Source organism: Pseudolabrys taiwanensis, from assembly GCF_003367395.1.
Taxonomy (GTDB): Bacteria; Pseudomonadota; Alphaproteobacteria; order Rhizobiales; family Xanthobacteraceae; genus Pseudolabrys; species Pseudolabrys taiwanensis.
Genome location: NZ_CP031417.1, coordinates 3,157,939 through 3,171,257, shown reverse-complemented (window position 1 = coordinate 3,171,257; position 13,319 = coordinate 3,157,939). Strand labels below are relative to the sequence as shown.

General features: G+C 64.6%; 15 protein-coding genes. All 15 read left to right on the top strand.

Features of this window, described 5'->3' with window-relative positions; translation table 11 throughout:
• Positions 1-8 precede the first annotated feature (8 nt).
• The 15 genes from flgC (at position 9) to fliK (ending at position 13,305) form a co-directional block, all read left to right on the top strand.
• Positions 9-428: a flagellar basal body rod protein FlgC gene (gene flgC / locus DW352_RS15160; RefSeq protein WP_115692122.1), complete on the top strand. Its 420-nt coding sequence runs from the start codon at positions 9-11 to the stop codon at positions 426-428.
• Positions 428-748 (top strand): flagellar hook-basal body complex protein FliE, encoded by a 321-nt coding sequence (fliE, locus tag DW352_RS15155; RefSeq protein ID WP_115692121.1) that lies wholly within the window; start codon positions 428-430, stop codon positions 746-748. Before flgC ends, fliE begins: the two co-directional genes overlap by 1 nt.
• 8 nt (positions 749-756) lie before the next feature.
• Positions 757-1,545 (top strand): flagellar basal-body rod protein FlgG, encoded by a 789-nt coding sequence (flgG, locus tag DW352_RS15150; protein ID WP_115692120.1) that lies wholly within the window; start codon positions 757-759, stop codon positions 1,543-1,545.
• Positions 1,546-1,568: 23 nt separating this feature from the next.
• The gene (flgA, locus tag DW352_RS15145; RefSeq protein WP_115692119.1) at positions 1,569-2,045 is read left to right on the top strand and encodes a flagellar basal body P-ring formation chaperone FlgA; all 477 of its coding nucleotides are present in this window, start codon (positions 1,569-1,571) and stop codon (positions 2,043-2,045) included.
• Positions 2,045-3,142, top strand: coding sequence for a flagellar basal body P-ring protein FlgI (gene flgI, locus DW352_RS15140; protein ID WP_115694426.1), 1,098 nt, complete (start codon positions 2,045-2,047; stop codon positions 3,140-3,142). The genes flgA and flgI overlap by 1 nt, the downstream gene beginning before the upstream one ends.
• Positions 3,143-3,212: 70 nt before the next feature.
• Positions 3,213-3,857 carry a MotE family protein gene (locus tag DW352_RS15135; RefSeq protein ID WP_115692118.1) on the top strand — a complete coding sequence of 215 codons (645 nt, stop codon included), beginning with the start codon at positions 3,213-3,215 and terminating at the stop codon, positions 3,855-3,857.
• Positions 3,854-4,549, top strand: a complete 696-nt coding sequence (gene flgH, locus DW352_RS15130; RefSeq protein WP_115692117.1) for a flagellar basal body L-ring protein FlgH — start codon at positions 3,854-3,856, stop codon at positions 4,547-4,549. Before DW352_RS15135 ends, flgH begins: the two co-directional genes overlap by 4 nt.
• A 66-nt stretch (positions 4,550-4,615) precedes the next feature.
• Complete coding sequence (locus DW352_RS15125) at positions 4,616-5,059, top strand: flagellar basal body-associated FliL family protein (protein WP_162827235.1); 444 nt, start codon at positions 4,616-4,618, stop codon at positions 5,057-5,059.
• Positions 5,056-5,790: a flagellar type III secretion system pore protein FliP gene (fliP, locus tag DW352_RS15120; RefSeq protein ID WP_425374611.1), complete on the top strand. Its 735-nt coding sequence runs from the start codon at positions 5,056-5,058 to the stop codon at positions 5,788-5,790. Before DW352_RS15125 ends, fliP begins: the two co-directional genes overlap by 4 nt.
• Positions 5,791-6,018: 228 nt before the next feature.
• A complete protein-coding gene (locus tag DW352_RS15115; RefSeq protein ID WP_115692115.1) occupies positions 6,019-7,260 on the top strand; it encodes a flagellin N-terminal helical domain-containing protein in 1,242 nt (413 codons plus the stop codon).
• 137 nt (positions 7,261-7,397) lie between these two features.
• On the top strand, positions 7,398-9,035 hold the full coding sequence (gene fliF / locus DW352_RS15110) for a flagellar basal-body MS-ring/collar protein FliF (RefSeq protein ID WP_115692114.1): 1,638 nt from the start codon (positions 7,398-7,400) through the stop codon (positions 9,033-9,035).
• Positions 9,032-9,667 (top strand): hypothetical protein, encoded by a 636-nt coding sequence (locus tag DW352_RS15105; RefSeq protein ID WP_115692113.1) that lies wholly within the window; start codon positions 9,032-9,034, stop codon positions 9,665-9,667. Before fliF ends, DW352_RS15105 begins: the two co-directional genes overlap by 4 nt.
• A 1-nt stretch (position 9,668) precedes the next feature.
• Positions 9,669-10,940 carry a MotB family protein gene (locus DW352_RS15100; RefSeq protein ID WP_115692112.1) on the top strand — a complete coding sequence of 424 codons (1,272 nt, stop codon included), beginning with the start codon at positions 9,669-9,671 and terminating at the stop codon, positions 10,938-10,940.
• The gene (locus DW352_RS15095) at positions 10,937-12,121 is read left to right on the top strand and encodes a chemotaxis protein (protein ID WP_115692111.1); all 1,185 of its coding nucleotides are present in this window, start codon (positions 10,937-10,939) and stop codon (positions 12,119-12,121) included. The genes DW352_RS15100 and DW352_RS15095 overlap by 4 nt, the downstream gene beginning before the upstream one ends.
• Entirely contained in the window at positions 12,118-13,305 is a 1,188-nt protein-coding gene (gene fliK / locus DW352_RS15090; RefSeq protein ID WP_115692110.1) for a flagellar hook-length control protein FliK, read from the top strand. The genes DW352_RS15095 and fliK overlap by 4 nt, the downstream gene beginning before the upstream one ends.
• Positions 13,306-13,319 lie beyond the last annotated feature (14 nt).

Below are 13,319 nucleotides of genomic sequence, written 5' to 3'. Positions count from 1 at the left end.
GAGGGCCAATGATCGATCCGTTACAAGCATCCGTTCAGATCGCAAGCTCGGGCCTCGAGGCGCAATCGGACAGATTGCGAATCGTCTCCGAGAACCTCGCCAACGCCAACTCCACGGGACGCACGGCGGGCGCCGATCCGTATCGCCGCAAGACGGTGACGTTCGCCTCCGAGATGGACCGCGCCGCCGGTGTGCGGGTGGTGAAGATCAAAGATATCGGCATCGACCGGTCTCCGTTCCGCGTCGAGTACGAGCCGAACCACCCGGCCGCGGGCCAGGACGGATATGTGAAGCTGCCGAACGTGAACATGCTGATCGAAATGGCCGATATGCGCGAGACGAACCGCTCGTATGAGGCCAATCTGCAGGTCGTCAAACAGACACGGTCGATGGTCGCGATGACGATCGATCTGCTCAAGGGGGCATAATGCTTGAAGCCGTTTCGTCCATTCTGAAGGGTATTGGCAACGTCGTTCAGACGAACGACGTCGCCAAGGCGTCGCCGGCCGTTCTGCGCAGCGCCCAAGCGAGTGCAGGCTTCGACGGGGTGATGGAGCAGGTCGCCGCAGACGCGATCGGCACCCTGAAGGCCGGTGAGGCCGCGTCGATCTCGTCGATTCAAGGCAAGGTCTCGGCGCAGCGCGTCGTCGAAGCGGTGATGTCGGCCGAGCAGACGCTGCAAGTCGCCGTCGCCGTCCGCGATAAGGTCGTGCAGGCCTATCAAGAAGTCACGCGAATGGCGATCTGAGGTCGACAATGAGAGCCCTTGCCATCGCCGCCACCGGTATGAGCGCGCAGCAGCTCAACGTGGAAGTCATCGCCGACAATATCGCCAACATCAACACGACCTCGTTCAAGCGCGCGCGCGCCGAGTTCACCGATCTGTTCTACCAGATCGACCGCATGCAGGGTGTGCCGAACCGCAACGGCGAGAGCGAGGTGCCGGAAGGCGCCAAGCTCGGCCTCGGCGTCAAGTCGGTGGCGGTGCGCAAGCTGCATATTCAAGGCACGCTCGCCCAGACCGGCAACCCTTACGATCTCGCGATCAACGGCCGTGGCTGGTTTCAGATCGTCGGACCGAACGGCGAGACGCTCTATACCCGTGCCGGTTCGTTCAACACCAATGCCGACCGGCAGCTCGTTACGGCCGACGGCTACACGGTCGATCCGGCCATCATCGTTCCGCAGGGAACGGTGGAGGTGACGGTGAATGAATCCGGGCAGATCTACGCCAAGCTCGACAATCAGGTGAACCCGCAACTGTTGGGGCAGCTCTCGTTGGCGAACTTCGCCAACGAAGCGGGTCTTGAGCCGCTCGGCAGCAACCTTTACCGCCAGACGCTGGCGTCGGGCGTGGCGGTTGTCGGCGTCCCCGGCGATCCCGGCTACGGCAAGATCCATCAACATTATCTCGAGAGCTCGAACGTCGATCCGGTCAAGGAGATCACCGAGCTGATATCGGCGCAGCGCTCTTACGAGATGAACGCCAAGGTGATCCAGGCGGCAGATGAGATGGCATCGACCGTGTCCAAGGGCATTCGCTGAGCTGCAAACGGAGGGCTAGCCTCATGCGCGCCATCTCTCTCGTGCCGCAATGGATCGCGACGCTGGCGATCGTCGCGACGATCGGATGCACCGGTGCGACGGCCGATGAGGCGAAGCGTCTGCCGGTGCCGGCGACGACGATCTACCCGGGCGACATGATCCGGGAGGAGCTGCTCACGGACCGCCTCTTCGCCCCGAACATGCCCGGTGCGGCGGCTTTCGTCGCCGACAAAGCCGCGGTCGTCGGCCGCGTGGCACGGCGCACCTTACTGCCGAGCCAGCCCATTCCGATCAATGCGGTCGAAGACCAGAAAGCGGTGATGCGCGGCAGTGTCGTCAAGGTCGTCATCGAAGACGGCGGGCTGTCGATCGTGACCTATGGCTCGTCGCTCCAGGCCGGCGGCCCTGGCGCGACGATCCAGCTTCGCAATCTCGACACCGGCGTGATCATCAGGGGCGTGGTCCAGCCGGACGGAACAGTGCGGATTCAAAACGGATGATAGTGCGTCTGGCCTTGGCTGTCGCTCTGGCGCTGACGGTGACCGCCGCCGAGGCGGCTGTCCGGATCAAGGACATCGCCAACCTGAAAGGTGTCCGCGACAACCAGATCATCGGTTACGGCCTGGTGATCGGGCTCAAGGGCACCGGCGATACGCTGCGCAACGCGCCGTTTACCGAGCAATCGCTGCAGTCGATGCTCGATAACATGGGCATCAACGTCCGCGGTACGGCGCTGCGAACGCGAAATGTCGCGGCCGTCGTCGTGACGGCGGACCTGCCACCGTTTGCCTCGCGCGGCTCACGCATCGACGTCGCCATTTCGTCGATGGGCGATGCATCCTCCCTCACGGGCGGCACGCTGGTCATGACGCCGCTGCGCGGCGCCGATGGCGAGGTCTATGCCGTTGCCCAGGGCGCGATCGCGGTCGGCGGCTACGCGATCGAGGGCCAGGCGCAGACGGTGAGCCAGGGCACGCCGACAGCCGGCCGTATTCCGAGCGGCGGTTTGATCGAGCGTGAAGTGCAGGGCCGCTTCTACGAGATGGAATCCCTCGTTCTCGAGCTGAAGAATCCAGACTTTGTGACGGCGACGCGTATCCTCGACGCAATCAACCAATTCGGAAACGGCCGCTATCGCGCGCGCGTCGCGTTCGAACGCGACTATCGCACGATCATCCTGTCGCGGCCACGTTCGGTGGCGCCGGTTCGCTTCATCGCCGAGATAGGCGAACTGATGGTGGAGCCCGACACGCCGGCGCGGGTCGTCGTCGACGAACGGACGGGCACCGTCGTGATCGGCCGCAATGTGCAGATCTCGACCGTTGCCGTCACACATGGAAACTTGTCGGTGCGGATCACCGAGGTGCCGCAGGTTTCTCAACCCGGGCCGTTCTCGCGCGGCCAGACGGTCGTCACGCCCCAGACCTTCATCGAGGCCAACGAGCCGGGCGCGCAAGTCGCAATCCTCCGCGGCACCGATTTACAGCGCCTGGTGCGCGGTCTGAATCAGATCGGCCTCAAGCCGTCCGGCATCATTGCGATCCTGCAAGCGATCAAATCCGCCGGCGCCCTGCAGGCCGATCTCGTGATCCAATAACGTCGCGCGCGTCAGCGTGAGGCAAGCTTGCGCGTGCAACGCTCTGCCGAGACGACGCACGAGAGGGCAAATGGCGGGCTTCGCGACGGTTTCGAGAAACGCGCTGCTGCTGGGGTGTCTCGCGCTCGGCAGTCAAGCCTTGGCGCAATCGCCGCAAAAGCCGGCGGCGCCGCTCAATCTCACCGAGATGACCAAGCCCGGCACGGAAAAGCCGCGGCCGCCTGCAAGGCCCGAGGCGGCGCGGGCGCAGGCCGCGGCCAAGCAAAGCGCCAAGCCGGCGGCGAGCGAGCCGGCATCCGCCGATCAGCCAAGCTCGGACGTCGCGCGCTTCTGCTCGAACATCACCGATGCGGCGCTGGACGCGCGCGTCGCCTGGCAGCTCAAGGAGCTGCAGGCGGCTGAGGCGAAGCTGAAGCAACGCATCGCCGAACTCGAAGCCAAGCGGTCCGAATACGAGCAATGGCTGAAGCTGCGCGACGACTTCCTGAAGAAAGCGGAAGAGAGCGTGGTCGAGATCTATTCAGGCATGGATCCCGAGGCGGCCGCGCTGCAAATCGCGAGCATGGCCGACGACACGGCGGCGGCGGTCCTGGCGAAACTTCGCGTGCGCAACGCGAGCGCGATCTTGAACGAAATGGAGCCTGCGCGCGCCGCCCATCTCGCGAATACGCTCGCGGGCATGCGGCGCGTCGACGAAGAAAAGGCGAAGAAATGAAAACCCTGCGGTTGGCATTCTTGTTGCTCACCTTGAGCGGCTGTGGTCGCACCCTGGCCGAGCTCAACCAAGCACCGGCGATGTCGCCGATCGGCGAAGGGCTGCAGGCGGAGGCGCGGGCTGTGCCCGGCGAAGTGCGCGGTCGCACGCCGATGAGCTATCAGTCGCTCTGGGACGATCGTAAAGATTTGTTCCGCGATCCGCGCGCGGCGCGTGTCGGCGACGTCCTCACCGTCATGATCTCTATGGACGACAAGGCCAAGCTCGACAACAAGACCGACCGTTCGCGCGACTCGCAAACGAAGTTCAATGCCGACTACCTCGCCGATCTCTTCAATTGGACGTCGACCGGGCAGGTCGATCTAAACACCAATTCGCAGACGTCCACCAAGGGCGCCGGCAAGATCGACAGGACCGAGGAGGTCAAGTTCTCGGTCGCGGCTGTCGTCGTCGACGTGCTGCCGAACGGCAATCTTCTGGTCAGTGGCTCGCAGGAAATGCGGGTGAACTACGAGATGCGGGTCGTCAACGTCGCCGGCATCGTGCGGCCGCGCGATATCGCGCGCAACAATACGATTCCCTACGAGAAGGTTGCGGAGGCGCGGATCTCCTACGGCGGACGCGGTCGCCTGATGGAGGTGCAGCAACCGGCCTGGGGCCATCAGATTTACGATCAACTCATGCCGTTCTGACGATGAGGCGCATGAGAGTGACGCAAGAGGCGCTGGCAGAACGGCGGGCAAGGCATGGGTAATAGTTTGCAATGGCTTGCCGCTTTGCTGCTGCTCACCGTGGTGTCGGCTGGAGCGGGCGTGCTGTCGAGCCTGCATCTCTTGTCGACGGCGGAGCGTATCGCCGACAGCCAGAAGGATGCGCCGGCGCCGCCGGTCGCGTCGGCTTTCAATGCCAGCGCGCGTCTGCGCAAGCTGTCGCCGGTCGTGACCAACCTTGCCGCGCCGCCGGGCGCCTGGGTCCGCGTCGAGGCCGCCGTCGTAACCGATCAACTGAGCGAAGAGGAAGCGAACGTGCTCGTCGCGCAGCTGGGCGAGGACGTCGTCTCCTATCTGCGGTCGGTGTCGCTGCCGCAGATCGAAGGCGCGCGCGGACTGCAGTATTTGCGCGAAGACCTCAACGAGCGGGCAAGCGTCCGCTCGCGCGGCAAGGTGCGAGAGCTGATATTGGAAACGGTAGTCGTGCAATGATGCGCGTTCTCGTCGCGTTGTTTGTCGTGCTGCTGCCGACGGCGGCCATCGCTCAGGTGCCGGATCTCAGCACGCTGCTGCCGCCGGGCGGCGGCAGCGTCAGCGGCCGCATCATCCAGATGGTCGCGCTGCTCACCGTCCTGTCGGTCGCGCCCGGCATTTTGATCATGGTGACGAGCTTCACCCGGTTCGTGGTGGCGCTTTCCTTTCTCCGCGCCGGCCTCGGCATGCAGACGACCCCCGCGAACATCGTGTTGATCAGTCTGGCGCTGTTCATGACACTTTACGTCATGGCGCCGACGTTCGATCGCGCCTGGCGGGACGGCGTGCAGCCTTTGATGCAGAACGAAATCACCGAGCAGGAGGCCTATACGCGCGTCAGCGATCCGTTCCGCGAGTTCATGCTGGCGCATGTCCGCGAGAAGGACCTGCAAACCTTCGAGAGCCTCGCGGCGGAGAACTTGCGCGTTCGATCCGAAGGGCAACGGATCGACCTTCGCATCATCATCCCGGCCTTCATGATATCGGAGCTGCGAAGAGCTTTCGAGATCGGCTTTCTGGTGATCATGCCGTTCCTGGTCATCGACATGATCGTGGCGACACTCACGATGTCTATGGGCATGATGATGATGCCGCCGACGGTGTTCGCGCTGCCGTTCAAAGTGCTGTTCTTCGTCCTGATCGACGGCTGGAATATGCTCGCGGCCGGTCTCGTGCGATCATTTCTGTAAAATTGTTGCTGCTGGACGACGCTGCTTTCAGGCATGTTTCCCGCTTTGGCGCCCGCCCGGGCCTTCTTATGTTCAGCTTTGAGTAAGGTTTGGGCGGTAACACACCATGACGGCAGGTTGGGTGGATCCTCAGGACCGGCAACCCCAAAGGCATGATGCCGCCCTGCCGTACCGGTGAAAGCCCGGTATGTCCCGACTTCGAAACAATCACCCCGAAGGGACATAGACATGTCTAGCTTGATGACGAACTCGTCTGCCATGACCGCGCTGCAGACCCTGCGCACGGTCAGCTCGAACCTCGCCACCACCCAGAACCGCATCTCCACCGGCTATCGCGTCGCGACGGCGTCCGACAACTCGGCCTATTGGTCGATCGCCACGACGATGCGTTCGGACAACGAAGCCCTCTCGGCCGTGTCCGACGCGCTCGGCCTCGGTGCGGCGACCGTCGACACCATGTACACCGCGCTGACCTCGGTCGTCGGCGACAGCAAGGGCGGCCTCACGGCCCTCAAGGCGAAGCTCGTCGCAGCGCGCGAACCGGGCGTCGACCGCAACAAGATTCAGGCCGAAATCGGCGCCATCCTCGACGACCTGAAGAACACCGCCGACCTCGCCGTGTTCAACGGCGAAAACTGGCTGGCAGTCGACTCGAGCTCGACGGGCTACAACGCGACGAAGTCCGTCGTGTCGTCGTTCTCGCGCGTTGCCGGCAACGTCACGATCAACACGATCGACGTCGACGTCAACGGCATCAAGCTGTACGACAAGACCGGTGTCGTCGGTGCGTCCACCACCGGCGCGACCACCGGTACCTTCGACTCGACGACGGCCGGCGCGATCACCATCGACGTCACCGATACCGCCGGCACGACGACGACGACGACGATCAACTACGCCATCGGCGCCACGCTCGATGACATCAACAAGAGCATCAAGGCTGCGGGCATCGAAGGCCTGTCGGCTGCGACAGACGGCGATCAGCTCTACTTCGCGAACCGCAGCGAGAACACCATCGACGTCGACGCCACGGCCGCCGGCCTCACCGCCGTGAACCTCGCCGCCGGTACGGCGTCGGACAAGGCCATTCTCGACAAGGACTACGACTACTTCGATGGCACCGCGTTCCAGACGATCAGCATCGACACGATCGATATCTCCAAGCTGACCGACTCCGCGGCTGACCTGAAGGTCCTCGAGCAGTACGCTGAGATCGTCGATAAGGCGCTGGGCGACGTGACCCAGTCCTCCGCCGACCTCGGTGCGACCAAGACGCGCATCGACTCGAACTCCAACTTCGTCAAGTCGCTGCGCGACGCGATCGATCGTGGTGTCGGTCAGCTCGTCGACGCCGACATGAATGCTGAATCGACGCGTCTCCAGGCGCTCCAGGTTCAGCAGCAGCTCGGCATTCAGGCGCTGTCGATCGCCAACTCGAGCAGCCAGAGCATCCTCTCGCTCTTCCAGTAAGAGCGGGTCTCGATCCCTGACATGACTACGGGCGGCCGCGACCGATAACGTCGCGGCCGCCCTTTTCATTCGTAGGCCGCAACCCTCGGACAAGCTTCGCAATCGAAAGTCGATTCGGACGTCTTGCAGAGGGTTCTATGGTCAATCGCGAACATGCGCAGAAACTCTGGAACAATCTGCTCGAGCTCGGACCGCGGCGGCTCGCGGCATTAGCGATCATCGGCCTGGCTGTGTTCCTGGGCGTCGGCGGCGGTGCCTATTACCTCAGCCGGCCGGAGTTCGAAGTCCTCTACATGGGGCTCACCCGGGAGGATATCACGCGCGTCAGCTCCGCGCTGCGTGACGCCAGCATTGCCTTCGATGTGAACAGCGCCGGCGACACCGTCTACGTGCGTCCGGGACAGACGGCTCAGGCCCGCGCCTTGCTCGCCGACAAGGGCCTGCCGAGCAATGCGAGCGGCGGCTATGAGCTTTTCGACAAGATCGGCTCGCTCGGTCTCACCTCCTTCATGCAGGAGATCACGCGGGTTCGCGCTCTCGAGGGCGAAATCGCGCGCACGATTCAGGTGATGAAGGGCGTCAAGGCGGCGCGTGTTCACATTGTCATGCCCGCGCGTGGCTCGTTCCGTCGCGAGGAGCTCAAGCCATCGGCTTCCGTCGTCATCCGGACCGACGGCCCTGCCGAGTCAAAGACCGCACGATCCATCCGCCATCTGGTTGCGGCGGCGGTTCCGGGCATGACGCCGGACAAAGTGACGGTCCTCGACAGCGACGGCACGTTGCTGGCGACGGAGGAGGATGGCGTCGGCAGCACGCCCACGACGATGACGAATCTGCAGCGCGTGGTCAGCCGGTCCATCCAGGAGAACGTCAGCAAGGCGCTGACGCCCTATCTGGGCCTCGACAACTTCCAGGTCAGCGTCGCGAGCCAGTTGAGCATCGACAAGAAGCAGACGAACGAGACCGTCTACGACCCCGATTCCCGGGTGCAGCGTTCGGTGCGGCAGATTCGCGAGAAGGAAACGTCGCAGAGCCTCGACCGGCAGACGCCGATGACCGTGCAGCAGAACCTGCCCGACCAACAGGTGAACGCCACCGGCGGCAAGAACTCGAACGAGGAAAAGCAGCGGCGCGAGGACGTCACGAATTACGAAGTGTCGTCCAAGACGACCACGACGATGAGTGACGGCTATGTCGTCAACAAGCTGTTTCTGGCCGTGCTGGTGAACCGGCCGCGCCTCGTGACGGCCCTGGGCGAGAAGGTCAGCGATGCCGCCATCGATGCGAAGGTTGCGGAAATCGCGCAACTCGCCGGCACGGCGGCCGGCCTCGATCGTCAACGCGGCGACCAGATCCAGGTGTCGGCCGTGGACTTCCTCGAGGGCTCGCGCGATCTCACGCCGGTGCCGGGGCTGAGCTTCACGGAAGTGCTGACGCGTCAGCTCGGCAGCTTCGTGAATGCGGCGACGATCCTCGCCGTCGCGGTCATGCTCATCTGGTTCGGCCTGCGGCCGGCGATGAACACGATTCTCGTCAGCACCAAGTCGTCAGAGACGCCGGAGCTTCAGACGGCGGCCGACGGAACGCCGCTGCTCGACGGCGACGGCAATGCATTCGCCCAGATTCCGAACGATCAGGCGCCCAACCTGGTGCAGGACGTGTCGAAACGGGTGCAGCACGCGCCGCAGCGGCGGCTCGAACAGATTGTTCAACTCGACGAGAAGCAGGCGGCGGCCATTCTTAAACAATGGATCCGGCTGGAGGAGCCCGTATGAGCTCGGAAAAGATCGCGCGGCTCCTGACCGATTTCGATCAGAGGGAGCCGCAGAAAGGGGCGAGCCGGGTGGTGCCCTTCGATCATACGCGGCATTCGGCGGCCAAGGCCGCGCCGCCACCGAAACCGGCACCGCCGCAGGAAGACCCTTACCAGCGCGGCAGGCTGGAGGGCTACGCCGCGGCGCTCACCGAATATGAGCAGAAGCTGGCGGATGAGCGCAGCAAGTTCGGTGCTCAACTTGCCGAAGAACGGCAGAAATGGCTCGACGAGACCGCGGCGAGGATCGCCGATGGCATCAAGGATGCCGGCAGCCAACTCGAAAGCAAGATCGCCCAGGTCGTCGGTCGCATCCTCGAGCCGCTCATCACCAATGTGGTGCAGAAGCAGGCGGTCGCGACCTTTGTCGAGCAGCTTGCGTCGATCACGTCGGATAGTCGCCGTCCGACGCTCCGCATCTCCGGGCCGGCCGAGCTGCTCGACGCCGTACGGGGCAAGATCGGCGTACGCGCCATGGCCATGGAGTTCCGCACCGCGCAAACGGCGGACGTATCGGTCGTCGTCGATCAGGTCGTGCTGGAGACCCAGGTCAGGCTCTGGGCCGAACGGCTGAAATATGCGGTGACGAGCTGAGATGGCCGAGCAGGAAAAGTCCGAGCTGATCATTGTTCGGCGCCGCGGCGTATTCGAACAGGCCGAAGGCAAGAACAGCGTCTGGAAGATCGCCTATGCCGACTTCATGACGGCGATGATGGCGTTCTTCCTGGTGATGTGGCTGATTAGCGCGACCAATCAGGAAACGCGCGAGAGCGTCGCCAGCTACTTCAATCCGATCAAGCTGGCGGACTCGACGCCGGACCGCAAAGGTTTGAACGACGCACGGCGCGTCGATCCCGGCAAGGCCGAGGAGGACGACAGCCTGCGGCCGCTGCCGGAGCCGGGCAAGTCGCCGCAATCCACGCCGCGTCCGCAGACCCAGCAGCCGCGCTCCGGGGAGGCGGCTCTGTTCCGCGATCCTTACGCGGTTCTGTCCGAGATCGCGGGTCCGCCGCCGCGCATCGCGCAGGTTGGCACATCGCTCGACTCCAACCGTCAGGATGGGTTGAAGGGCGGCGAGGCCTACCGAGATCCCTTTGATCCGATCTACTGGCAGATGTCGGCCGCCGCCTCCCTCGAGAAGAAGGCGCTCGGCACCAAGGAAATCGGCAGCCTGCCGTTCGACGAAGACATGGCCGCGCTCAGCGAAGGCAAAGGTCCGCGTCCCTCCGAAGGCAAGCCTGACGCCACGGCGACGCCGCTCAAGTCGTCGGGTGCCGACACGGCCAATCCGGCGCAGCCGGACCAGCAGAACCCGGCGAAGACCGTCGGCGCGGCCACCGCGGACCCACCCAAGGACAATGTCGCGAACGGAGCGGGCGTCGCGCGTGTCGAGGCGACACAGAAACAGGGCGAAGCCGAAAAGCTTCAGGCTGCCGTTTCGGCGGCGCTGTCCGCGTTGGGGCCGGCGCGGCCCGTCGCCGAGGTACGGGAGACCAATGAAGGCCTGCTGATCAATCTGACGGACGACGTCAATTACGGCATGTTCGCCATTGGCTCGGCCGAGCCGACGCCCGGTCTCGTCCGAGCCCTCGATAAGATCACGCCGCTGATAACGCAGCGGCCGGGGCAGGTCGTCGTGCGCGGCCACACCGACAACCGGCCGTTCCGATCGCTCGACTACGATAACTGGCGGCTGTCCACCGCCCGCGCGCACATGGCCTATCACATGCTGCTGCGCGGCGGCCTCGACGCGCGCCGCGTCGAGCGGATCGAGGGCTATGCCGATCGGCGTCCTAAGATCCCGGATGATCCCGCCGCGGCGCCGAACCGCCGCATCGAAATCCTGATCCGCGCGCCGTCGCAATGAACACCTTCGGCGCCATCATTGTCGCGATGCTGCTTTCGCTCGCAGCGGCGAGGGCCGAAGATGCGCATGCGGCCCCGGAACCCCATCAGCTTGTGCGCCGGCTGCAGTCGCTCCAGGACGAGATCGCGCGCGGAAATCTGGACGCGCACAATGCTCAGCCGGCATTGCTCAAGCGCCTGGGAGAGAAATTTCACGAAGCCGACCCCGCGGTCTGGAACGAGGCAAGAAACGGCCGCGCGGTCGTTACTTTCCTGTTGAGCGGCGGCGCGCCACAGGTCGTTCGCGATCTGCGCGCCCGCGTCAAATTGAACATCGACGAGGCGATCCTCGACGGCGCCTTGGCCTATGTCGAAGGCCGGTCCGACGAGGCCAAGGCCCGCCTAGCGGACGTCAACGTTCGGACCCTGCCGCCCACATTCGGTGCGCAGATCGCACTCGTCCAATCGGCCCTTGTCGCGCAGAGCGACCCGAAGCAGACCATCGAACGGCTCGATGAAGCAAGGCTCCTGCTGCCGGGCACTTTGGTCGAGGAGGCGGCGCTGCGGCGGGAGATCTTCGTCACCGGGCAAGTGGACGACTTCGACAAGTTCGAGTCGCTCGCCATCCAGTACTTCCGGCGCTATCGGCATTCGATCTATTCGGGAAACTTTCGTCAGCGCTTCGCCCTTGCGGTCGCGCGCTTCAGCTTTGCCCAGCAGACGCACCGCTTCGCGCGCCTTGTCGCGATTCTCGAGCATCTCGATCGCGCGAGCCAGCGCACGCTGTACCTGCTCATCGCCCGCACGGCGCTCGTTCACGGCAAGATCGACATGGCCGATCTCTCGGCCGAGCGCGCCGAGACGCTGGCCGAAGCCGGCAGCACGGAGCAGGAGCGGGCGCGCCTTTATCGCGCCTCCGTGCGCGCGCTTCGAAAGTCGAACGAAGAAGCCGTTTCCGATCTGAAGAAGATCGACAAGGGTCGGCTGCCGCAGCGCGACGCGGAGTTGCTGGCGGCCGCGCTCACTGTCGGGGGCAACGTCCGCAGGGCGCTGCCGTCGGTGTCCGCGCCGCCGGACACCGCGGCCGACGACCAAACCGCGGTGCGCCCGCGCATCGATTTCGGCACGTCGCTCGCGACGCTCGATCAGGCGGAACAACTGCTCAAGGAATCCGACGCCCAACTGAAGGAGACGAATCGATGAACAAGGCCGATTTCTTGATGGCCTCGCTTCGTCAACTCGCGGCCACCGCCGTCGGCGGCGCTTCGCGCGGCGGGCCTCACAACGCGCCCGCCAAGGAGGGCAAGGACAAGGCCGCGCAGTTCCTTGAACAGCTGCGCCTGGTGTCGCAAGGCGCCAAACATGGGGCCAAGCCGGCTGCCGAAGCTGCTGAGGCCGTCTCGATAGAGTCGACAGAGGACGCAGTCGCCATCGCCGATACCGCGGCGGCGCCAATTCCGACGCGCGCGAAGAACAAGCTCAAGCAGCCGCACGACAGCCCTCGTCGCGCGACCGAAGCCGATACGGCGTCCTCGCCACACGATTGGCGAGGACCGGAAGCGGCTCTGAGCGCTGCGATGTCGAAGCTCGAGCATATGCCGAAGCCCGTAAACGACGCGAACACGGCGCGCGTGGATGCCGTGCAGGCCCATGGGAGCCGTCGCGCGTCACAGCCAATGCCGGGCGAACCGGCAGACGCGCCGTCCGCGCCTTCCGACCAGAACGTGAAGCTGTCGGTCGGCGCCGCCGAGCCCCGCGGCGTCGCCGCTGTGAAGGTCGTGGTGCGTCAGCAGGAGACGCATTTCGAGCCCGTCCCGCAGCTCACGCAACTGCAGAAGATCGTCGACCGCGTAGCGACCGATCTGCCGGCGGCAGCCGCGCCGGCTGACTCGGAGGCGAATGCCGCTCTTCCCAATGCGCCGCGCGTGGCCGACAAGCCGGTCAAGATCCTTACCGTTCAACTGGACCCGCCGAGCCTCGGCACGGTCACCGTTAAAGTGCGTCTGACCGGCGATGCCGTCGATGTGCAAGTGTCGGCCGAACGATATGAGACGACGCAAATGCTTCGTCACGAGCGCGACGCGCTGACGGAGCGTATGCACAGCGCCGGTTACAAATTCGAGATCTCCTCCATCGATCACGGCCGCGTCGGCGATGCCGCCGCGGCGGGCCAGACGCCGTCGCGGTCGGATCACCAGCAATCGTCGCAGCAACAGGCGCAGGGCGGCGCGCAAATCGGCGGCAACAACGCGGATAGGCAGTCCGGCGATGCGCAGGCCGGCGCGCGTCAAAACAGGCAGGGACATGAACAGTTCGCGGAGCGGGTGGCGCGGAGCGGGGATCAGGAGTCTGCGCCGGATAGGACTGGCGGCGCTCTTTATCTGTAGCGTCAGCATCGCAG